The organism is Streptomyces diastaticus subsp. diastaticus, from assembly GCF_011170125.1.
In the GTDB taxonomy this organism is placed as follows: Bacteria; Actinomycetota; Actinomycetes; order Streptomycetales; family Streptomycetaceae; genus Streptomyces; species Streptomyces diastaticus.
Map to the genome: position 1 here is coordinate 1,217,470 of NZ_BLLN01000005.1, position 21,519 is coordinate 1,238,988.

Here is a 21,519-nt window from a genome sequence, read left to right on the forward strand (position 1 = left end):
CCCCGTCCCCGGGGACGGCCGTGCTGCACGGACATGGGTGAAGTGCCCTTTCACCAAGTGATCTTGACTGATCGTAACCTCGCCGGAGAAAAGCGGAAGCGGTGCCCCCGCCACCGGCTCCGCGCACCGTCACGATCAGGCCACACCGCGTGGGCACCACTTGGGCCGGTTCCTCCGGGAACGGGGAGCGGCCACGGGCAGGCGGGCGCCCGGACCCGGTTCCGTGCCTCAGCGCGCACCTGCGACAACCTCCTCACCTCGCGGGACCCGTCCGAGCGCGTATCACCGCGACAGGGGGACTCAAACCCGAGGGGCGGCGGTTGGCGGGCGGGCGGGACGGAGCAGGCGGAGGCCGGCCGGGCACCAAGGGAACACGCGGGGCGGGCGGCCCGCGCCTCCGGGCCCCGGGTGAGGGCGCGCGGTGGCGGCCCGCCCGGCGCCCGGCCGCCTCATCCGCCCAGGCGTCAGGCGTCCGGCGCGACGGGGGCCCGCCCAGAGGCGCACGTTATGCGCACAGGAGGCGGCAGAGAGGGACAGAAGGGAACGATCGCCGCGTACCGCGAAGAAAGGTGAGCGTGAGGCGCGTCACACGCCGCGGCGGCGAGCGCGGCCGGAAGGCGACCGTGGAACCGGCGAAAGCGCCGGTAGAACCGGCCGCGGCGCCCCGCCGTGCTCCGGTGGCCGCCACTCCGCCGCGGCGGGAGACTCTCCAGGACCGGCCGCACCTTCGTACGCTGGAGCAAGCCCGTGGCGGAAGACCGCGCACAGCACCACCGCGGGCGCCGCACCACCCGGAGAACCACGGCCTGGGAGCCGTACCCCGCCGAACGGATTACGCCCGTGTCCGAAGCCCCCGCCACCACCTCGTGGCGCGTCTCGCTGCCGCACTCGACCGCGGCCGTGCCCATCGCACGCGCGCTCATCCGGAAGGCCCTCGCGGAGATCCGGCCGTCCGCGGACAGCGACACGGCCGAACTGCTCACCGCGGAGCTGGTCGCCAACGCGGTGGAGCACACCGAGGGCGACGACCCCATCCAGCTGGTGGTCGACCTGTTGGAGCAGCGGTGCCAGGTGGAGGTGCACGACCGCAGCCGCGCCACGCCGACGAGGCTGACGGACGAGCTGCCGCCCGAGCCGCCCGACGTGTGGGCGGAGGGCGGCCGCGGGCTGCTGCTGATCCGCACGCTCAGCCTGTCCTGCGGGCACCGCCCCACCGAGACCGGCAAGGCGATCTGGTTCACCCTGCCGACGGCGGAGCATCCCGACGGGGGCCGTCCTCGGCCGCACTGAGCTCGCGGGCGGCCAGCGTGGAGTGCCGCCGGCCGTACAGCGCGTAGACGAGCACGCCGACCGCGAGGAAGACCGCGAACTGGAGCCAGGTCAGCGGGCCGGTGCCGTAGATCAGGTACGCGCAGAAGGCGATGCCCGCCAGCGGGGTCAGCGGGAAGAGCGGGGCACGGAAACTGCGCCGCAGGTCGGGGCGGGTGCGGCGGAGGACGATCACGGCGACGTTGACGACGGCCATGGCGGCCAGAGTGCCGATGGTGGTCAGGTTGATGACCACGTCGAGCGGGACCACGGCGGCCGGGACGGCGAAGACGGCGGTGACGATCCAGGTGTTGGCGACGGGCGTCGACGTTTTCGGCGAGACTCGTTCGAACACGCGTGGGATCAGGCCGTCCCGGGCCATCGACATCAGGATGCGGGTCTGGCCGTACATCACGGCGAGCACCACCGAGGCGATGGCGACGACCGCGCCGAAGGCGATGACGCCGCCGCCGATCGCGGAGCCGGTGACCTGGTTGACGACGAGCGACAGCGCGGCCGGCCGGTCGGCCACCTCGTCCGCGGAGAGCGCGCCGATGGCGGCGACCGCGACCAGGCAGTACAGGACGGTGACGACGCCGATGCAGATCAGCACGGCCGCCGGGATGTTCTTCCGCGGGTTCTTGACCTCCTCGCCGGCGGTGGTGATCGCGTCGAAGCCGATGTAGGAGAAGAAGGCGAGCGAGGCGCCGGAGGTGACCCCGGCGACCCCGGCGGGGGCGAAGTCGGCGAGGTTGTCCTGCTGGAAGGCGCTGAAGGCGATGGCGCAGAAGAGCAGCAGCACGCCGATCTTCAGGACGGCCATGACCGCCGTGGCGCGGGCGCTCTCGCGCACCCCGCGCACCAGCAGCACGGCGGCCAGCAGCATCACGACGACGGCCGGGAGGTTGACGACGCCGCCCTCGCCGGGCGGGCTGGAGAGCGCGTCGGGCAGCCGCAGGCCGACCAGGCTGTGCAGCAGTTCGTTGAGGTACTGGCCCCAGCCGACGGCCACCGCCGAGATGGAGACGCCGTACTCCAGCAGCAGGCACCAGCCGGTGAGGAAGGCGGCGCGCTCGCCGAGGCTGGCGTAGGCGAAGGAGTACGAGCTGCCGGAGACCGGCATGGCCCCGCCCAGCTCCGCGAAGGAGAACGCGGTGAAGACGCAGGTCACGGCGGCCAGCACGAAGGAGACCACGACGGCGGGCCCGGCCTCGGCGACGGTGTCGGAGAGGCCGACGAAGATGCCGGTGCCGACCACGGCGCCGATGCCGAAGCAGACCAGCTGGAACAGTCCCATGGTCCGTTTGAGGCCGTGCCCCTCGAGGTCGGCGCCGGACTCGGCGACGAGCAGTTCCGGCGGCTTGACGCGCGCTCCGGTGGGACGCATGGGGTGGTGCTCGCTTTCGGTGGTGCGTGGGGGGGGGCGGCCCGTGGGTGGCACGTCGGCCTGCCGTCAGCATCGGCAGCGTCAGGTCCCCGGCGGGTGCGGCGCGCGCCACACCACCGGCACGTCCCACGGATGCCCGTCCTCGGGGTCGGACGGGGGCCGCGAACACAACGGAGAGGGCCCGGACGGTCGGTCCGGGCCCCCACTCGGTCGCATGACCAGCCTAACGGATGGTTATGCGCATATTCGCCATCGAGCGTATGACTATTCACTCACTCCCCGCGCCCCCGCCGGGGCCCGCGAGGGTGGCGACGAGGACGGCCTTGATGGTGTGGAGCCGGTTCTCCGCCTGGTCGAAGACGGCGGAGTGCGGGGACTCGAAGACCTCGTCGGTGACCTCCAGCGAGGTCAGCCCGTGACTCTCGTGGATCTGCCGGCCGACCTCCGTACCGAGGTCGTGGAAGGCGGGCAGACAGTGCAGGAAGACGACGTCGGGATTGCCGGTGGCCGCCAGCACCTCGGCGGTGACCGCGTACGGCCCGAGCGCGGCGATGCGCTCGTCCCAGACACTCCTGGGCTCGCCCATCGAGACCCAGACGTCGGTGGCGACGAAGTCGGCACCGCGCACCCCGGTGCCGACCTCCTCGGTGAGGGTGATCCGGGCCCCGCTGGCGGCGGCCAGGCGGCGGGCCTCGCCGACGACGGAGTCGGCGGGCCAGTAGGCACGCGGGGCGACGATGCGGATGTCCATGCCGAGCAGGGCGCCGGTGACCAGGTAGGAGTTGCCCATGTTGAACCGGGCGTCGCCGAGGTAGGCGAAGGCGACACGCTCCAGCGGCTTGGCGGTGCGCTCGGTGACGGTGAGCACGTCGGCGAGCATCTGGGTGGGGTGCCAGTCGTCGGTCAGCCCGTTGAAGACCGGCACGCCCGCGTGGGCCGCCAGTTCCTCGACGGTGGCCTGGCTGTCACCCCGGTACTGGACGGCGTCGAACATCCGCCCCAGCACCCGCGCGGTGTCCTTGGCGGACTCCTTGTGCCCCATCTGCGACCCGGACGGGTCGAGGTAGGTGGTGGAGGCCCCCTGGTCGGCGGCGGCCACCTCGAAGGCGCACCGGGTACGGGTGGAGGTCTTCTCGAAAATCAGCGCGATGTTGCGCCCGCGGAGCCGCTGGATCTCGGTTGCGGCCTTCTTGGCGGCCTTGAGCTCGGCGGCCAGCGCGACGAGTGAGCGGAACTCCTCGGCGGTGAAGTCCAGTTCTCTGAGGAAACTGCGGCCGGTGAGGTCTGTCGCCATGGGGCGCTCCTGAGGTACGGATACGATGACCATGGAAGTCTATACGAATAAACACATGAATATACAGCGGTGCGCATCCGGCGCGCACCCGCGGGACCGCACCCTCGCACGGGGCCACCGCTCCCCGCCCCGGCACTCCCGACATCCCGGTCAGCCCGGTCAGCCCGGTCACCCGCCGACCGCGTCCCGCTCGACCGGACAGCTCATGCAGCGCGGGCCGCCCCGCCCGCGCCCCAGCTCGCTGCCCCGGATCTCGATGACCTCCAGCCCTTCGTCGCGCAGGTAGCTGTTGGTGGTGGCGTTCCGCTCGTAGGCGACGACCACGCCGGGCTCGACCGCGAGGACGTTGCAGCCGTCGTCCCACTGCTCGCGTTCGGCGGCGTGCACGTCCTGGGTCGCGGTGAGCACCCGGATCGCGCCGAGCCCCAGCGCCGCCGCGATCGCCCGGTGCATGTGCTCCGGTGGATGGTCGGTGACCTTGAGGTCCTGCGCGCCGGCGCCCGGCTCGATGGTGTACGAGCGGAGCATGCCGAGCCCCGCGTACTGCGTGAAGACGTCCGGGGCGACCATCGTCATCACCGTGTCCAGGTGCATGAGGGCCCGGCGCTTCGGCAGGTCCAGGGCGACGATGGTGTGGGCCGAACCCGCCGCGAAGAGCCGTCTGGCCAGCATCTCCACCGCCTGCGGAGTCGTCCGCTCACTCATGCCGATCAGCACCGCGCCGTGGCCGAGGACCAGCACGTCGCCACCCTCGATCGTCGAGGGGTAGCACTCCTGCCCCCTGGACCAGGTGTGGAAGGGCCGGGCGTGCCCGGTGGAGAAGAGCGGGTGGTGGCGGTAGACGGCCTCGAAGTGGACCGTCTCGCGCTGCCGCGCGGGCCAGCGCATCGCGTTGACCGAGACGCCGTCGTAGATCCAGGCGGAGGTGTCCCGGGTGAACAGGTGGTTGGGCAGTGGGTGGAGGAGGAAGTCGTCCTGCTCCCAGACGTGGAAGCGGACCGAGAGCGGCTCCGGATGCCGGGCCAGGTACTCCCGCTTGGTCATCCCGCCGACCAGGGCGGACGCCAGCTCCGCGGAGTCCATGGTCTCGAAGGCGGCCCTCAGGTGACCGGTGGCGAGCGGGCCGAACTCCCGCTCGTCGAAGACCCGCCCGAGGACCAGCTCCCTCGCCTCAGGGAGGTCCAGGCTCTCCCGCAGCAGATCACCGAAGAGGTGCACCCGCACCCCCCGGTCCCGCAGCACCTCGGCGAAGCCGTCGTGCTCCTGCTGGGCCCTGCGCACCCAGAGCACGTCGTCGAAGAGGAGCGCGTCCTTGTTGGTGGGTGTCAGCCGCTTCAGCTCCAGCCCGGGCCGGTGCATGATGACGCGGCGCAGCTGCCCCACCTCGGAGTCGACATGGAATCCCATGCCTCTCATCCTCACCAATCGGCGGACGGTTCACGCGGCGAACGGCGGGCGAGTGTGCGGTGGCGTGCCTCTCCCCCGCCCCAGGCGTCGACGACCGTGAACTGGCCGCCGAGGCGGGCGCGCTCGCGGCGGCCGGTCTCCCCGCCACCGCCGCGACCAACCTCGGCGACCTCCTCACCGGCGCCCACCCCGGCCGTACCGACCCCGCCACCCGTTCCGTCTACGCCCCCGTCGGCCTCCCCTGGCAGGACCTGGCCCTGTCCTGGCTCGCGCACGGACAAGCGCTGAAGAGGGGAATCGGCCGGCGGATCGACTTCCTGGCGTGACCGGACCCGCGCGCTCCGCCCCGTGCGCCGGCCGGCCGGAGCCGACGGGCCCTCCCGCCGGCACCTGGTCCCGACAAGCGGCGTCACGGGCACGACGAGCTGGGCCGCCGGGCGGGTGACCGCTCAGAGGCGGGTGGTGCGGCCGAGAGCGGCAGCCGCGGGGCGCGCCGCCACCGAAGCCGGATTCCCCGCGAGCCGCGTCCCCTCAAGTGGGCAGGCCGCTCGCGCCGGCCGCCGCGGTGAGGCCCGTGGGGTCGTCGCGCGTGGCACGGTGCGGGGCTCCCGGGCGTGCTCCGCGCGCGAACCCACTCCGCCGTCTCCCTCGCCGAGGCCCCGCGCCCGCACGACCACGCCGCCCCCACCGCCGCGGTTCCGCCGGGCCCTTCTCGCCGGTGCCGTCCAGTGGCACTGGACCTCGTCCGCGTGACGGGTCTGGAACCGGGTCGTCATGGACGGTCCGCCTCACCGCTCCCCGACGCTTCCGGGTGGAACACGTGCGCGGTGCCGTGCGCGGTGGTGAACGCCTGCGCCGGATGCTCGTGCAGCAGGAATCCGAGGTAGGAGGCGGGGCGTCCGGGGCGGCCCCGGGTGGCCGGCGTGCGGAGAACCGGGGCGAGTACGGCCAGGTGGACGGTGGCGGGCCGGCGGTTCTCGCTGCGGCGGGCGAACCCGTGCCTGAGCGCGGGCGTCCCAGTAGGTCAGGTCACCGGGTAGCCGTCGCGGAGGCAGAGGGGACGGCCGGTGCGCAGCGCGTCGCGGACCGGGCGCAGCCGCCGGGCGCGGTGCGGGCCGAGGTGCCGGGTCCACTCCTCGACCGAGAGCAGGCGCCAGTCGTCGTGCTCCTCGGAGAGCCGGATGCTGTCCAGTCGGCCCGGCTCCAGCACGGGGGCCCGGAAGAAGTGCTGGACGGCCGGTTCGCAGTCCTCGAAGGTCACCCAGTCGTACCCGAGCAGCCGCGGCGGCCCCACCAGTTCGTACCCGATCTCCTCGCGGGCCTCCCGGACGGCGGTCGTCCACGGGTCGTCCTGGGCGTCCCTGACCCCGCCGACGAACTGCCAGCTGTCCTCGTAGGTCGCGTGGACCAGGAGCAGCCGGTACTCCGCGTCGTGCAGGACCAGGGCCGAACAGGCGGTGTTGCGGGGCAGGGAGGCGAGCCAGTCGGCCCGGGAGAGGCGGCCCGGTGAGGCGGCCAGAGTGGTGTCGGTCATGGCTCCCACCCTGGACCTCGCGGCTGCCCCGGTACCGGGCGTTCGCCGTACGACCACCCGAAGGTGCGCATCCGTGTCCGGCGGTCCCGGTGCGGTGTGCCGGCACGCGGAGTGGCGGAGGCAAGATGGAGTCATGGATCTTCGCGTATTCACCGAACCCCAGCAGGGCGCCACCTACGACACGCTGCTCCGTGTCGCACGGGCCTCCGAGTCGCTGGGGTACTCCGCCTTCTTCCGCTCCGACCACTACCTGCACATGGGCTCCGTCTCCGGCCTGCCCGGGCCGACGGACGCCTGGATCACCCTCGCCGGTCTCGCCCGCGAGACCGAGACGATCCGGCTCGGCACCCTGATGACGGCCGGGACCTTCCGGCTGCCCGGTGTCCTCGCCATCGAGGTGGCCCAGGTCGACGCCATGTCCGGCGGCCGGGTGGAGCTCGGGCTCGGCTCGGGCTGGTACGAGGAGGAGCACACCGCCTACGGCATCCCCTTCCCCAAGGAGAAGTTCGGGCGGCTGGAGGAGCAGCTGGCGATCGTCACCGGGCTGTGGAGGACGCCGGTCGGTGACCGGTTCGACTTCGACGGGACGTACTACCAGCTCAAGGACTCCCCGGCGCTGCCCAAGCCGGCCCAGGAGCGGGTGCCGGTACTCATCGGCGGTCACGGCGCCAAGCGGACGCCGGCGCTGGCGGCGCAGTACGCCGACGAGTTCAACATCCCGTTCGCCTCGGTGGAGGACACCGCGACGCAGTTCGGCCGGGTGCGGGCCGCCGCCGAGGAGCGGGGCCGCCCCGCCGACGGCCTCGTCTACTCCAACGCCCTCGTCGCCTGTGTCGGCCGGACGGACGCCGAGGTGAAGCGGCGCGCCGACGTGATCGGCCGCGACGTGGACGAGCTGAAGGCCAACGGGCTGGCCGGCTCCCCGGCGGAGGTGGTGGAGCGGATCGCGGCCTTCCAGGCGGTCGGCTCGCAGCGCATGTACCTCCAGATGCTCGACCTCGACGACCTGGACCAGCTCGAGCTGATCTCCGCCGAGGTCATGCCGCAGCTCTCCTGATCCCCTCGCCGGACCCCCGCGCCGCACGCCCGCCGCCGGGGGCCCGGCGGAGCCGCCGGCCGGGGACGGCGTCCGCACCGGGCCGCTCATCGCAGCCCGGCCGTGGAGTCGTGCCCGGGCCGGCCCGCGCCCTCGCCGAGGGCGCGGAGCATGTCGAGGACGCGGTCCCGGGCCTCGTCCGCCGCGTCGATCGCCTCGACCGAGGCCCAGTACAACGCCTCCTGGTACACCCCGCAGGCGAGGCCGACCAGGGCGATCCCCACCTCGCCGAGGAGTTCGGCGAGGGCGAGCAGGGTGGCCTCGACGTCCGGGACGCGGGTCAGCCTGGCCGCCCTCGGGTCGCCCCGGCAGGGCACCGGCAGTTCCGTCGCCTCGGCGGTGCGGCCGCCGGGGCTGCTCAGGGCGAGGGCGGTCTCACGGAGTGCGCGCGGGCCCTCCTCGGCGAGCAGCGCGCCCACGGCGCGGGTCAGCGCCTGCGCCTCCCACACCTCCGCCGTGAGGGTCTCCAGGCTGTGACCGCGCAGCAGGGCCCGCCGGTTCATGGTGATGAGTCGCAACGCGTCCATTCCGCTCCCCGTTCACTCGCACGCGCCGGAGCCGCCCGCGCCCGGCGCCGCCGCCCCGCACCGGTGAACGGGCAGGGAGGGGCGGCGCCGGACGCCCGGCGAACACTCCGGGCACATCAGTCCACTACCCAGAGTGAGCTACGTCGCGTCGAAACACCAGAGGAAATCGGAAATCTGTGGACACAGGATCGATTGTGGACAACTGGATCACTCCGGAGAGTGAGGTGGCGCGGAAGAGCGCGGAGGGACTTCCCGTGCGGCGGAGGGCTCGGGGCCGAGCGGGTACGGGCCTGCGGGGAAGCGGCGCTCGTTCCGCTCGATCTTGGCGGCCAGCGCTTCCAGCGCGTCGATCCCCAGCACCTCGCAGAGCTGGAGGGTGTAGGCGAGCACGTCCGCGACCTCGTCGCGGACCCGGAAGGCGTTCTCCGGATCGTCCATGATCCGGGCCGCCTGCCCGGGCGTCAGCCACTGGAAGATCTCCAGGAGTTCGGAGGCCTCCACGCTGAGCGCGGCCGCCAGGTTCTTCGGCGTGTGGTACTGCCCCCACTCCCGCGCGGCGGCGAACCGGGCCAGCCGCCGCTGGAGCAGCTCGGCGGTGAGCGCGCCCGCGTCGCCCGGCCCCGCTCCGCCCTGCCCCGCGCCCGCGGCCCCACCGGCCTGCTCCGGTCCACGTCCCGCACGCCCCGCCGCGTCCACCTCTGCGCCCCTCATCCGTTCCCGGCCCCGTCCGGCGTCAGGTCTACCACTGTCGCCCCCGGCACCGCCGCCGGGTCGGCCCCGGCGCCCTCCCCGGCGTCGCGGACCGCGCCGATCAGCCGGATGTGCCCGTGCTCCACAGCACGCCCGGCCAGGGCGACCAGTCCGCGCAACTGCCGGGCGTCCAGGTCGCGGTCGAGCCCGTCGGCGAGGACCGTCAGGCACTGGTAGGCGCCGGGCACCTCGGCCGCCGGGTCGACCTCCAGCACACCTGGTCCGGTGAGGAGGACGAGGGCGAGCGCCAGGTGGCGCAGTTCGCCGTCGCCGAGGCGGGCCAGCGGGGTGCGGGGTCCCGCTCCCCGGTCGAGGACGGCTTCCACCGCGCCGCCGGGGCGCAGTTCGGCGAGGACGTCGTGGACCGGGCGGAGCGCGGCCTCACGGACGGCGGAGACGAGCAGGCCGTGGCGGATCGCGCACTCGGTACGGGTCCGCAGCAGCACGTCGGCGAGGTTGTCGCAGCCGGGCAGCAGCCGGCCGCCGGCCACCGGGACCGGGGCGCGCATCGCGGCGGGCCGCGGGTCGCAGGCGAAGACGGAGCGCAGGGCGACCACGACCTGTTCGGCGGCGGCGAGCACCTGCCGCTCCCCCGCGGTCCGCCCCGCGACCCGCAGCGGCAGCAGGGCGGTGCCGAGCTGGTCGTCGGGGAGCGGGCCGCGGGTCACCGGCGCCGCACCGGCGGTGTGCCAGGCAGCCTGCACGGTGCGCCGCCCCGGGTCGCGCAGGGCGGTCTCCAGCAGGGTGACACCCCGCCAGGTGAGGCGTTCCCCGACGACGCGCAGGGCGGGTTCGGCCTGCACGGCGAGGTCGAGGCGGACCGGGCCGACGGGCCCGTCGACGGTGCAGCCGATGCGGAAGCCGCGCCGCCGCTGGGCGTCGGGCCGCGCGTTCTCCGGGACGCAGGCGGCCGGATCGGGGAAGACCTTCCCCAGGTGGGTGCCGGAGCCGAGCGCGGCGAGGGCGGCGTAGGCGCCGAGGACGGTGCTGCGGCCGCTGCCGCTGGGGCCGGCGAGGAGCGTGAGGGGCCCGAGGGGGACGCGGGTGCGTCGCAGGCCCGCGTAGGCGGAGAGGCGCAGTTCGGTGACGGCGGGCCGTGGTTCCGCCTGGGGTGCCTGCTCGTCGGCGTCGGGCCGGGGCGGTGGGTCCGAGGGGCTCCGGCGGGGCCCGGGGACGGTCTCGCCGGAGGGACGTACCGGGGTGGGGCGGAAGGGGAGGGCGGGGCGGCGGGGGCCGCGGCTGCCGGGAGTGAGCTGCGGGGGGACGGTCATGCAGCGGACCGTAGACGCGGGTGCCGGAGGTGAACCGTTTTGCCCCGGAACCGTTCCTACGATCGGGGGACGGAGGCGGGCTCGCGACCGCTGTCCCGGCCCCTCGGGAGGCCGGGACAGCGGGCCGGGTCAGCTCTGCGGGGTGACGCTCTCCACCAGGCCCTGGACCTCCGTGCCGGGCGGGGCGAGCAGGAAGACGTTCCGGTCGACGCGGTGCATTCCGCTGCCGAGGCCGAAGACGACTCCGCTGCTGAAGTCGAGGACCCGTTTGGCGACGTCGGTCTCGGCGCCACTGAGGTCGAGGAGGACGGGGACCCGGGTCATCAGTGTCTCGGCGACGTCGCGGGCGTCGGAGAAGACGTTGACCCGCATGACTACGAACCGGCGCCTGGGCTCGGTCCGGGCTTCCGGGGTGGCGCGGTGGCCCGGCCAGGACGGCCAGGCGTCGCGGCCCCGCAGGGGTACGACCTGGGCCAGGCCCTCCCACTGCTCATCGGTGACGTCGTGGCCGTTCACTGCCCCCACCCCGTCCGGGCTCGCTCGGTTGTCTGCATTCCGCAATTCTGACGCGCTTCACCCGATCGGCCCAACTGCGACACGGTCCGCCCGGCCGGCCTCCGGTGACGGCACCGTCGTGCGGGTACGCGTACCCCTTGCCGGGCTGGTGAACCGGGGGGTTCGTCCGAGGGGAGACGCCAGGAACGCCACCGGGATCGGACCCCGGACGGGAGCGCCGGTACGAGGATGCCGTGAAGAGCGAGGAACGGCACGGAGGCGGTGAGGAGCGTGCCGGTCGCGGCGCGCACGGTGCGCGTCGGAGCGGGCCCGCGCCGGTGAGGCGAGGACCGCGAGCCGGACCTCGCCCGACGACGTCTCGGCCCACCGGCGCGGCGGACCGCACTCGCACGAGGGCCCTCGGGGGCCGAGGTACGAGCCGTTGCACGGCACGGCGCGGCGGAAGGGCCTCAGGGGCCGTTCGCCACGAGCGAGGCCGAACTGGCGAAGACGCTCGGTCACCGCCACGCCCCCGGCGGCGGGCGGCGGGGATCCCCGCCGCCCGCCTCAGCCCTCCCAGCTCCACTCGGCGACCTCCGGCAGGTCGCGGCCGTGCTCGCGGACCCAGTGGTGGTGGCGGAAGCGGGTGTCGGCCATCGCCTGCCGCAGCCCGACCGCCCGCACGCCGATCCCGGGGACCCGGTCGATGACGTCCATGACCAGCCGGTACCGGTCCAGGTCGTTGCGGACCACCATGTCGAAGGGCGTGGTGGTGGTCCCCTCCTCCTTGTACCCCCGCACGTGCAGGTTTCCGTGGCCGTGCCGCCGGTAGGCCAGCCGGTGGATCAGCCACGGGTAGCCGTGGTAGGCGAAGACGACGGGCTTGTCGCGGGTGAACAGCGCGTCGTACTCGGCGTCCGGCATGCCGTGCGGGTGTTCGCCGCGCGGCATCAGCCGCGCCACGTCCACGACGTTGACGACCCGCACGCTCAGCTCCGGCAGGTGGCGGCGGAGCAGCTTGGCGGCGGCCAGCACCTCCTGGGTGGGCACGTCGCCGGCGCAGGCGAGCACCACGTCCGGTTCCCGTGTGCCGTCCTCGGTCCCGGCCCACGCCCAGACGCCGGCGCCGCGCGCGCAGTGGGCGCGGGCCTGTTCCAGGGTCAGCCAGTCGAAGGTGGGCTGCTTCCCGGCGACGACGACGTTGACGTAGTCGCGGCTGGCCAGCACGTGTCCGGCGACGGCGAGCAGGGTGTTGGCGTCCGGCGGCAGGTAGACGCGGACCGCCTCGGGGCTCTTGTTGAGGATGTGGTCGACGAAACCGGGGTCCTGGTGGGAGAAGCCGTTGTGGTCCTGGCGCCAGACGTGCGAGGTCAACAGGTAGTTGAGGGAGGCGACGGGCCGCCGCCAGTCGAGCCGGCGGGAGGCGCGCAGCCACTTGATGTGCTGGTTGACCATGGAGTCGACGATGTGCGCGAACGCCTCGTAGCAGGAGAAGAGGCCGTGCCGGCCGGTGAGCAGGTAGCCCTCCAGCCATCCCTGGCAGAGGTGTTCGGCGAGGACCTCCATGACGCGGCCGTCCCGCGAGAGGTGCTCGTCGGTGGGGAGGGTCTTCTCCTCCCAGGTCTTGCCGGTGGCGCCGTAGACGGCGTCCAGCCGGTTGGAGGCGGTCTCGTCGGGACCGACCAGGCGGAAGTCGCGCTGGTCGGCGGTGGCCGTCAGCACCGCCTCCAGCCAGCCGCCGAGGACCTGGGTCGGCTCGCTGCTGCTCCGCCCGGGCGCGGCCACGTCCACGGCATGGCCGTCGAGGGCGGGCAGGGGCAGGTCGCGGGTGAGCCGGCCGCCGTTGGCGTACGGGGTGGCGCCGAGGCGGGCGTCTCCGTCGGGGACGTACCGCAGGACCTCGGGGCGGGGGCGGCCGTCCTCGTCGAAGAGCTCCTCCGGCCGGTAGGAGCGCATCCACTCCTCCAGTTGGCGCCGGTGCCCGGCGTTCTCCCGGACGCCGGGCAGCGGGACCTGGTGGGAGCGCCAGGTGTTCTCCACCGGCAGGCCGTCGACCTCGCGCGGACCCGTCCAGCCCTTGGGGGTACGCAGCACGATCATCGGCCAGGAGGGCCGTTCGACGGCTCCCTGTCCCCGGGCGCGTTCCTGGATGACGGCGATCCGGTCGAGCGCGGTGTCCAGGGCGACGGCGAGGTCGCGGTGGACGGTGGCGGGGTCGTCGCCCTCGACGTACAGCGGGTCGTGGCCGTAGCCGCGCAGCAGGGCGTCGAGTTCGTCCTCGGGGAGCCGGGCGAGGACCGTGGGGTTGGCGATCTTGTACCCGTTGAGGTGGAGGATCGGCAGGACGGCGCCGTCGTGGACGGGGTCGAGGAACTTGTCGGAGTGCCAGGAGGCGGCGAGCGGGCCGGTCTCCGCCTCGCCGTCGCCGATGACGCAGGCCACGAGGAGTCCGGGGTGGTCGAAGGCGGCGCCGTAGGCGTGGGTGAGGGCGTAGCCGAGTTCGCCGCCCTCGTGGATCGAGCCGGGGACGTCGGGGGCGACGTGGCTGGGGATGCCGCCGGGGAAGGAGAACTGTTTGAAGAGGCGGCCCATGCCGTCGGCGTCGCGCGGGGTGTCCCGGTAGATGTCGCTCCAGCTGCCCTCCAGCCAGGAGTTGGCGACGATCGCGGGGCCGCCGTGGCCGGGTCCCCAGACGGCGAGGGCGGTCAGGTCGCGGTCCTTGATCACCCGGTTGAGGTGGGTGTACACGAGGTTGAGTCCCGGCGAGGTGCCCCAGTGCCCGAGGAGCCTCGGCTTGATGTCCTCGGGGGTGAGCGGGCGGGCGAGCAGGGGGTTGTCCATCAGGTAGATCTGCCCGACGGCCAGGTAGTTGGCGGCGCGCCAGTGCGCGTCGAGGGCGGCGATCTCCTCGGTGGACGGTCCGGCGGGCCGCTGGGCGCCACCGGTGCGGTCGGGTGCCTCGCTCATACGGGTTCTCCTGGGAACGGGGGCGCGGCCCCCGCCGGGCGGGAGCCGCGCGGACGTCACTCAGCCCACGCTGACGGCGGGCGGCGGGCAGGGGCGCGCGCCGCGCAGCAGCGGCTGCGGGGTGCCGGGGAGGCCGGCCGCGCCCTGCGGGAGGTCGACGCGCCGGGTGCACCAGACGACCTTCCCGCTCTCCGTGTGACAACTGCCCCAGCTGTCGCAGAGCACACCGATCCTCGCGAGTCCGCCGCCGCGCGGCAGGCGCCGGGGCATCGTGGTGCAGGTGTCCGCGACGGAGACGGTCAGCCGCCGCCCGCTGAGCCGGAGTTCGACCGTGCAGGGGGCGTCCTCGCCGACGTGCCGGACGACGTTGCCGAGGAGTTCGGCCAGTGCCTTGCCGAGCGGTCCGGTCTGGCGTTCCAGGCCCCAGTGGCCGAGGTGGGCGGCGGCGATGCGCCGGACCCGGTCGATCCGGTCGGCGCCGATCCTGAGGTCGAGGCGGTAGAGCCGGTCGGCGCGGGTGGTGTCGAAGGTGAGCGTCCCGGCCGGGGCGGCCGGCTCGGCGGCGCGCCCCGCGCGCGCGACGCGGACGGCGTGGCCGCCGTCGGTGCCCGACCGGGGCGCGCCGGTGAGCGAGACGGTACGGGCCGCCTCGGGCGCCGTACGGCCGGCGGGCGGGGCGGCGCGCGGGCGCTCGGGCGTGGCGGGCGGGGCGAGGGCCTCCGGCGCGGCGAGGGTGCCGGGGCCCGGGACCGGCACCGGGGGCGCGGCCCCGGCGGCGGCGGTCGTGATCACGGCTTCGGCCGTGGGCTCTGTGCTGTCGTAGGACAGGGACATGGTCGCGGCTCCTGTACGAGGCTCACGTGCCCCCCTTCGAACCGGCACCCCCGACCACGCAACGTGAGCTATTGCCTCTTCTGGGTCACCCACAGGGTCACCCGGCTTGCGGGCCGCCGCAACCCGGACGGAGTCCCGCCGTCAGCCGGTCCGGGTGTCCCGCATCAGGGCGAGAACCGGGAAGACGAACCAGCACAGCACGAACCACACCGCCGTCGCGGCCACCAGCCAGAACGCCAGGGAGTCGCGCAGGGTGACGCGCAGGACGAGCAGCAGGGCCGCACACATCGTGCAGAGCAGCAGCATCAGGCCCAGCACGGTCAGCCGGGAGGCCCAGACCACGGTCTGGGGTTTGAGGCGGCGGCCGGTGAGGAGCCGGTGGTAGGAGACCGGCCCGATGAGGGCGGCGGCGGTGGCGGCCGCGAGGACGACGGTGACGACGTAGATGGCGCGGTCGGTCTGCCCCAGGTCCTCGAAGCGGGGCTGGAAGGCGACCGCGAGCAGGAAGGCGAAGAGCACCTGGACGCCCGTCTGGGCGACCCTCAGTTCCTGGAGCAGCTCGGACCACTGACGGTCCGCCCGCTCCTCCCGGGTCTCGGTGCGTCCCGTGCCCACGGTCCTGGGCCCGGGCCGGCCCGCTCCACTGGTCACCGCTTTCCTCTCCGCAGGGGCACGGGCCGCCGAGGCCCGTACGTCCGCCCCACGGTATGCCCGCCGGGCGCCGGGCCGGCGGTACGACGGCGCCGGGCGGCGGGGCGGGCCCGGTGCGCGGACGCGGAGCGGCCCCCGGGGAGCGCCTCCCGGAGGCCGCCGTCGCCGCGGGCCGCCTTGTGGCGTTGGTCAGGCGTCGGTGCGGATGACCACGTCGAGGGTGCGGGGCCCGTGGACGCCCTCGACCCGCTCCAGCTCGATGTCGGAGGTGGCCGACGGTCCGCTGATGAGCGTGGTGGGCCGGTGCGGGGTGAGCCGGGCCAGCGCCTCGGGCACCCCGACCGCCACCGAGGAGAGGTCGACCACGCAGACGTGCAGGTCGGGGACGAGCGAGAGGGCGCGGCGGCCCTGGTCCGGCTCGCCGTCCAGGAAGATCGTGCCGGTCTCGGCGCAGCTCACCCGGGAGGCGGTGACCACGCCGTCGAGCGCGTCCAGGCTCGGCGCGGGGATGTCCGCGCGGTCCTCCTGCACGGTTCCGCCGAACGCGGCCAGCCAGGCGCGGTCGAGTCCCGGCGGGACGCCGACGTGCCGGGCGCCGCGCGAGGCGAGGACCCGTGCCACGGTGGCGGCGGTCCGCTCGGCGGTGCAGGTGTGCACCTCGGCCTTGTAGTCGACGAGCCGGTCGACGAAGAGGGCCAGGCGTTCGTCGTCGGGCAGGGTGCGGCCGGTGCGGTAGGCACGCGGGACCTCGGCCTCCGGCTGGGGGGCGAGCGTCAGCGCGTCCCGGACGCGGCCGAGGACGGTCTCTCGTGCGTTCACCGCTGCTCCTCGCTGTCGTCGGTGGCGGGTGGGGTGCCGTCGGCCGCCTGACGCCGACCGGCCCCTTCGCGGGCGGCGGCGTCCAGGGTGTCGCGGCCCTCGGCGGAGGCGAACCAGTCGCGGAAGGTCTGCTTCGGCGGGGCGGCGAGGTCGCGGCTCTCGCTCCAGCCGTCGAAGGGCGCGGGCAGGCGGGTGATCTTCTCGTCCCGGCCGGCGACGACGCGGCCGAGCCCGGCCGCCTTCTGCGCCGTGGTGTACAGCCCCGGCCGCGCCATCACGGCGGCCGCCGCCTTCATCGCCGCCCGTTCGACGGTGCGCCCGGACTGCTCGGTGTTCTGGTGGCGCAGCTCCACCAGGAGCGAGGGGATGTCGATCTTCACCGGGCAGGCGTCGAAGCAGGCTCCGCAGAGGCTGGAGGCGTACGGCAGCGAGCTGTTCGGGTCGTCCTTGGCGGCGTGCATACCGGCCAGTTGCGGGGTGAGGACAGCGCCGATCGGTCCGGGGTAGGTCGAGCCGTAGGCGTGCCCGCCGGCCCGTTCGTAGACCGGGCAGACGTTGAGGCAGGCGGAGCAGCGGATGCAGTTCAGCGCCTCGCGGCCGACCGAGTCGGCGAGGGCGGCGGTGCGTCCGTTGTCGAGCAGGACGAGGTGGAACTCCTGCGGCCCGTCGCCCGGCGTGACCCCGGTCCACAGGGAGGTGTACGGGTTCATCCGCTCGCCGGTCGAGGAACGCGGCAGCAACTGGAAGAAGACCTCGAGGTCCTGGTAGCGCGGCAGGACCTTCTCGATGCCCATGACGGTGATCAGGGTCTCGGGCAGCGTCAGGCACATCCGTCCGTTGCCCTCGGACTCGACCACCGAGAGGGTGCCGGTCTCGGCGATGCCGAAGTTGGCGCCCGAGATCGCGACCTTGGTGGTCATGAACTTCTCGCGGAGGTACGCGCGGGCGGCGGCGGCGAGTTCGGCGGGGACGGCGTGCAGCTCCGGGTCGACGCCGGGGATCTCCTCGAGGAAGATCTCGCGGATCTCCTCGCGGTTGCGGTGGATCGCCGGGACCAGGATGTGCGAGGGCTTGTCGTGGGCGAGCTGCACGATCAGCTCGGCCAGGTCGGTCTCGTGGGCGGTGACTCCCCGGCTCTCCAGGTGTTCGTTGAGGCCGATCTCCTGGGTGGCCATCGACTTGACCTTGATGACCTCCTCGCTGCCGGTGGCGGCGACCAGGCGGGTCACGATGGCGTTGGCCTCGTCGGCGTCCCGGGCCCAGTGGACCGTGCCGCCCGCCTCGGTGACCTTCCGCTCCAGCTGTTCCAGCAGTTCGGGCAGGCGGTTCATGGTGTCGGTCTTGACGGCGGCGCCCGTCTCGCGCAGCGCCTCCCAGTCGGGGAGCTCGGCGGTGACGTCCAGCCGCTTCGCCCGGATGGTGTGGGTGGCCTTGCGGAGGTTCCGGCGGAGCTGGTCGTTGCGCAGTTCGTGGTGGGCGGCCTTCGGGAACTTCTCGTCGCCGCGCAGGTTGCCCGAACCGTAGGGGGAGCGGGGCGGGGCGGCGGGCATACCGAGGAAGGTGCTGCTCATCGGGCGGCCTCCGGCAGGACGTGGGGCGCGGTGCGGGTGCTGGCGAGGATCTGGGCGAGGTGGAGCGTACGGGTGCCGGACCGGATGCGGGAGAGGCCGCCGCCGATGTGCATCAGGCAGGAGGAGTCCCCGGCCGTGCAGACGTCGGCGCCGGTGCCCGTGACGTGGGCGAGCTTGTCCTTCAGCATCGCCGAGGAGGTGTCGGCGTTCTTGAGCGCGAAGGTGCCGCCGAAACCGCAGCAGGCGTCGGCCTCCGGCAGCTCCACCAGATCGATGGCGTCGACGGCGCGCAGCAGCTGCAGCGGTTTGTCGCCGACCCGCAGCATCCGCAGGGAGTGACAGGTGGGGTGGTAGGTGACGCGGTGCGGGAAGTGGGCGCCGACATCGGTGACTTGGAGGACGTCGACGAGGAGTTCGGAGAGCTCGTACGTCTTCGCCTTCACCGTGGCGACGCCGGAGCGCAGCGCCGCGTCGCCGTACCGCTCGGCGATGATCTCGTGCTGGTGGCGGACCGACCCGGCGCAGGAGCCCGAGGGCATCACGACCGCCTCGATCGCGGAATCCCCGAACTGTTCGGCGTAGTTGCGGACCAGCGGGACCGGTTCGCGCTGGTAGCCGGTGTTGACGTGCATCTGGCCGCAGCAGGTCTGGCCCGGCGGGAAAATCACCTCGTGTCCCAGGCGGGCGAGCAGGACGGCGGTCGACTTCACCGCGTCGGGGTAGAGCGTGTCTCCCAGGCACGTGGCGAAGAGTCCGATACGCATGGGACGACCTCCACGATCGATATTTACGGTCCGACCATACTAGCGTCCGTCCACACCTCCCCGAAGAGACACACAATAGTTTGGTCCGACCTTATTGACATGGGACATCTGTGGTGCGGTACTGAGTGCGGATCGTCAGCCACACGCGTCGCAGCAGCTCCGGAGGCGGGACCTCGGACCCTGGGCGCGGAACTCGATGAGGAGCACATTCGTGGCCCCAGCACCATTGGCCGCTCTCGCCGCCGCGTACACACCGGACACGACTGCCGTCGGGGGCAGCCTGGCGGGTACGGCACTCCTGGGGCTCGTTCCCCTCGCCACCTTCTTCCTGCTGCTCATGTGGGCCAAGCGGTCCGCCCTCCAGTCGGCGGTCGGCGCACTGGCCGTCGCCCTGCTGGTGGGTGTCGTGGGCATGGGTATGCCGGTACGGCTCGGCCTCCTCTCCGCGAGCCAGGGCCTGGTCTTCGGACTCTTCCCCGTCATGCTGATCGTGGTGGCGGCCATCTGGTTCTACGAACTGACCGTCGTCAGCAACCGCTTCGAGGACCTGCGGCGCTCCTTCAGCGCCGTCGGCCGGGGCGACCTGCGGGTCCAGGCCATGCTGATCGCGTTCTGCTTCGGCGGGCTCCTGGAGGCGCTCGCCGGGTTCGGCGCGCCGGTCGCCATCACCGCCGCCATGCTGATGGCGCTCGGCCTGCCGCCGCTACGGGCCGCCGTCACCGTGCTGGTCGCCAACACCGCTCCCGTCGCCTTCGGCGCGATGGCGATCCCGATCACCACCGCGGGCAATCTCACCGGCATCCCGCCGGAGGAGATCGCCGCGGTCGTCGGCCGCCAGAGCCCCGTGCTCGCCCTCTTCGTCCCCCTGCTCCTGCTCTTCCTGGTCGACGGTACGCGCGGAGTGCGCCAGCTCTGGCCCATCGCGCTGGTCACCGGCGCCGTCTTCGCCGTCGCCCAGTTCTGGTGCTCGGCGCACTTCGCCTACGAGCTGACCGACGTGGTCGCCGCCCTGGCCGGCTTCGCCGCCGCCGTGCTGATGCTGCGGTTCTGGAAGCCGACGACCCCCGAGGACCAGCGCTCCCAGGTCGAGGCCGAACCGCTGACCGCGCGCCGCGTCAACCTCGCCGTCCTGCCGTACGTCCTGGTCATCCTCGTCTTCGCGCTGGCCAAGCTGAACCTCGGCGGGCTGGACATGCCGAAGCTCCTCGGCGTCTGGAACATCGAGCTGCGATGGCCCGGCCTCTACGGGGCCCTGCTCGCCCCCGACGGATCGCCGGCGGGCAGCGCCGTCTACAAGCTCGACGTGCTCGGCAACCCCGGCACGCTGCTCATCGTCTCCGGCCTCCTGGTCACCCTCGTCTACCGGCTGACCCGCGACGAGAGGTTCCCGATGACCGGGCGGATGGCGCTGGGCGCCGCCGGCCACACCCTCGCCAACATGAAGGTCTCGATCGCGACCGTCGCGACCGTGCTCTCCCTCAGCTACGTGATGAACCAGTCGGGCCAGACCGTGGCCATCGGCACCTGGCTCGCGGCCGCGGGCGGGATCTTCGCGCTGCTGTCGCCCAGCCTCGGCTGGCTGGGGACGGCCGTCACCGGGTCGGACACCTCCGCCAACGCGCTCTTCGCGACGCTCCAGCAGACGGCGGGCCAGAAGGCCGGGATCGACCCGACGCTGCTGGTCGCGGCCAACACCTCCGGCGGGGTGGTGGGGAAGCTGGTCAGTCCGCAGAACCTGACCATCGCGGCCACGGCGGTCGAGCAGCCCGGGAGCGAGCGGGTGCTGCTGCGGAAGGTGGCCGGGTACAGCCTGGCGATGCTCGTGGTGCTGTGCGCGCTGGTGTACTTGCAGTCGTTGCCCGCGCTGGCCTGGATGTTGCCCTAGCGATGTGAGGGCACCCGCCAGAGCCAGGGGCCGGACCCCCGTTCACCGGGGCCCGGCCCCTGGCGGGACGAAGGCGCGTGCGGCGGCCGGGCCGGACGGTGCCGCGCCCGGTCGCCGCCGGTACGGCCGGCCTCGAACGCCGGCCGGGCGCGGATGCGGTGCGGCCGGAGGCTGTCAGCCAGCCTGTTCGGGGACCAGGGTGCCGTGGAAGCCCCGGATGTGCTGTTCGACCAGGTCCGCGGCGGCGGGGCCGTCGCCCTCCTTGACGAGGGTGAGGAGGGCGGCGTGTTCGGCGTTGAGGGCGGCGGCGGTGGCGGGCCAGTCCTCGGCGGCCTCCAGGGCCTTGAGGATGAGCGGGCGTACCGACTCGCGGACCGCCGAGGTGAGGGTGGAGGTCAGCTGGTTGCCGGAGCTGCGGGCGATCTGGACGTGGAAGCCGGTGTCCAGGTCGTTGAACTCGGGGACGGTGACGTCCGGTTCCTGCATCCGGCGCAGGGTCTCCTCGGCCTCGGCGAGGTCCTCCGCCGAGGCGTGGGCGGCGGCCGCCTCGAAGCTGGAGCGCTCCAGGACGACGCGGGCCTCCAGGACGTCCTGGAGGTTGTAACTGCCGAGGGCCACGTGCAGACGGAGAAGCCGGCCGAGTGCGTCGTCGGGGTTGCGGACGATGCGGGCGCCCGCGTCGGGGCCGCGTCCGGCATGGGCGACGAGGACACCGATGGTCTCCAGCACCCGCAGCGCCTCGCGCAGGGCGGATCGGCTGACGCCGAGGACGGGGGCCAGCTCGCGTTCGGGCGGCAGCCGGTCACCGGCCTTCAGCTCGCCCGCGACCACCTGTTCCTCGATGCTCTCCAGCACCAGTTCGTGCGTACGCGACTGGCGTACGGGGCGCCACTCGGCGGCCATGGGCACCTCCCTGGGTCACTGCGCCTGTCCGCACCGGAACTATGTCACACCTTGGT

General features: G+C 73.5%; 19 protein-coding genes and 1 pseudogene. 4 read left to right on the top strand and 16 right to left on the bottom strand.

Annotated elements, in window-relative coordinates; genetic code table 11:
- The first annotated feature begins 840 nt into the window (after window positions 1-840).
- Window positions 841-1,290, top strand: coding sequence for an ATP-binding protein (locus Sdia_RS22780; protein WP_100457269.1), 450 nt, complete (start codon window positions 841-843; stop codon window positions 1,288-1,290).
- On the opposite strand, the gene Sdia_RS22785 is transcribed toward Sdia_RS22780, so the two are convergent.
- The 3 genes from Sdia_RS22785 to Sdia_RS22795 form a co-directional block, all read right to left on the bottom strand.
- Window positions 1,238-2,695, bottom strand: a complete 1,458-nt coding sequence (locus Sdia_RS22785) for an amino acid permease (protein WP_100457270.1) — start codon at window positions 2,693-2,695, stop codon at window positions 1,238-1,240. The two genes, Sdia_RS22780 and Sdia_RS22785, sit on opposite strands and share 53 nt — an antisense overlap.
- A 268-nt stretch (window positions 2,696-2,963) precedes the next feature.
- Window positions 2,964-3,989 carry an ornithine carbamoyltransferase gene (gene argF / locus Sdia_RS22790; RefSeq protein WP_100457271.1) on the bottom strand — a complete coding sequence of 342 codons (1,026 nt, stop codon included), beginning with the start codon at window positions 3,987-3,989 and terminating at the stop codon, window positions 2,964-2,966.
- Between the two features lie 168 nt (window positions 3,990-4,157).
- Complete coding sequence (locus Sdia_RS22795) at window positions 4,158-5,396, bottom strand: arginine deiminase (RefSeq protein ID WP_100457272.1); 1,239 nt, start codon at window positions 5,394-5,396, stop codon at window positions 4,158-4,160.
- A 59-nt stretch (window positions 5,397-5,455) separates the two neighbouring features.
- On the opposite strand from Sdia_RS22795, the gene Sdia_RS22800 reads away from it, so the two are divergent.
- A complete protein-coding gene (locus Sdia_RS22800) occupies window positions 5,456-5,722 on the top strand; it encodes a hypothetical protein (RefSeq protein WP_229831445.1) in 267 nt (88 codons plus the stop codon).
- Window positions 5,723-6,195: 473 nt separating this feature from the next.
- Here the strand turns inward: Sdia_RS22800 and Sdia_RS22805 are convergent.
- Window positions 6,196-6,348 (bottom strand): annotated as a pseudogene (locus tag Sdia_RS22805) (hypothetical protein); the annotation flags it as partial.
- Between the two features lie 72 nt (window positions 6,349-6,420).
- Entirely contained in the window at window positions 6,421-6,930 is a 510-nt protein-coding gene (locus Sdia_RS22810; RefSeq protein ID WP_100457273.1) for an NUDIX domain-containing protein, read from the bottom strand.
- 133 nt (window positions 6,931-7,063) lie between these two features.
- Here Sdia_RS22810 and Sdia_RS22815 point away from each other — a divergent pair, with 133 nt between their 5' ends.
- Window positions 7,064-7,987, top strand: a complete 924-nt coding sequence (locus tag Sdia_RS22815; RefSeq protein ID WP_100457274.1) for an LLM class F420-dependent oxidoreductase — start codon at window positions 7,064-7,066, stop codon at window positions 7,985-7,987.
- A gap of 86 nt (window positions 7,988-8,073) precedes the next feature.
- Here Sdia_RS22815 and Sdia_RS22820 read toward each other — a convergent pair whose 3' ends face one another.
- From Sdia_RS22820 to Sdia_RS22865, 10 genes are all read right to left on the bottom strand, one after another.
- Window positions 8,074-8,553: a DUF6099 family protein gene (locus tag Sdia_RS22820; RefSeq protein ID WP_100457275.1), complete on the bottom strand. Its 480-nt coding sequence runs from the start codon at window positions 8,551-8,553 to the stop codon at window positions 8,074-8,076.
- A gap of 207 nt (window positions 8,554-8,760) precedes the next feature.
- Entirely contained in the window at window positions 8,761-9,249 is a 489-nt protein-coding gene (locus Sdia_RS30370) for a nucleotide pyrophosphohydrolase (RefSeq protein ID WP_370464556.1), read from the bottom strand.
- Between the two features lie 11 nt (window positions 9,250-9,260).
- Entirely contained in the window at window positions 9,261-10,574 is a 1,314-nt protein-coding gene (locus tag Sdia_RS22830; RefSeq protein WP_100457276.1) for an AAA family ATPase, read from the bottom strand.
- Window positions 10,575-10,703: 129 nt separating this feature from the next.
- Entirely contained in the window at window positions 10,704-11,090 is a 387-nt protein-coding gene (locus tag Sdia_RS22835) for a cell division protein SepF (protein ID WP_115069096.1), read from the bottom strand.
- Window positions 11,091-11,636: 546 nt separating this feature from the next.
- Window positions 11,637-14,036: a phosphoketolase family protein gene (locus Sdia_RS22840; protein ID WP_185393512.1), complete on the bottom strand. Its 2,400-nt coding sequence runs from the start codon at window positions 14,034-14,036 to the stop codon at window positions 11,637-11,639.
- A 60-nt stretch (window positions 14,037-14,096) separates the two neighbouring features.
- Window positions 14,097-14,870 (bottom strand): ATP-binding protein, encoded by a 774-nt coding sequence (locus tag Sdia_RS22845; protein WP_100457279.1) that lies wholly within the window; start codon window positions 14,868-14,870, stop codon window positions 14,097-14,099.
- A gap of 141 nt (window positions 14,871-15,011) precedes the next feature.
- Window positions 15,012-15,485 carry a DUF6328 family protein gene (locus Sdia_RS22850; RefSeq protein ID WP_100457280.1) on the bottom strand — a complete coding sequence of 158 codons (474 nt, stop codon included), beginning with the start codon at window positions 15,483-15,485 and terminating at the stop codon, window positions 15,012-15,014.
- Between the two features lie 225 nt (window positions 15,486-15,710).
- Window positions 15,711-16,340, bottom strand: a complete 630-nt coding sequence (locus tag Sdia_RS22855) for a LutC/YkgG family protein (protein ID WP_100457281.1) — start codon at window positions 16,338-16,340, stop codon at window positions 15,711-15,713.
- Window positions 16,337-17,911: a LutB/LldF family L-lactate oxidation iron-sulfur protein gene (locus Sdia_RS22860; protein ID WP_100457282.1), complete on the bottom strand. Its 1,575-nt coding sequence runs from the start codon at window positions 17,909-17,911 to the stop codon at window positions 16,337-16,339. Before Sdia_RS22860 ends, Sdia_RS22855 begins: the two co-directional genes overlap by 4 nt.
- Entirely contained in the window at window positions 17,908-18,675 is a 768-nt protein-coding gene (locus Sdia_RS22865) for a (Fe-S)-binding protein (RefSeq protein WP_115069094.1), read from the bottom strand. The genes Sdia_RS22860 and Sdia_RS22865 overlap by 4 nt, the downstream gene beginning before the upstream one ends.
- A gap of 211 nt (window positions 18,676-18,886) precedes the next feature.
- Here Sdia_RS22865 and Sdia_RS22870 point away from each other — a divergent pair, with 211 nt between their 5' ends.
- Window positions 18,887-20,560 carry an L-lactate permease gene (locus Sdia_RS22870; RefSeq protein WP_100457284.1) on the top strand — a complete coding sequence of 558 codons (1,674 nt, stop codon included), beginning with the start codon at window positions 18,887-18,889 and terminating at the stop codon, window positions 20,558-20,560.
- 174 nt (window positions 20,561-20,734) lie between these two features.
- Here Sdia_RS22870 and Sdia_RS22875 read toward each other — a convergent pair whose 3' ends face one another.
- Window positions 20,735-21,463, bottom strand: a complete 729-nt coding sequence (locus Sdia_RS22875) for a FadR/GntR family transcriptional regulator (protein WP_100457285.1) — start codon at window positions 21,461-21,463, stop codon at window positions 20,735-20,737.
- Window positions 21,464-21,519: the final 56 nt, after the last annotated feature.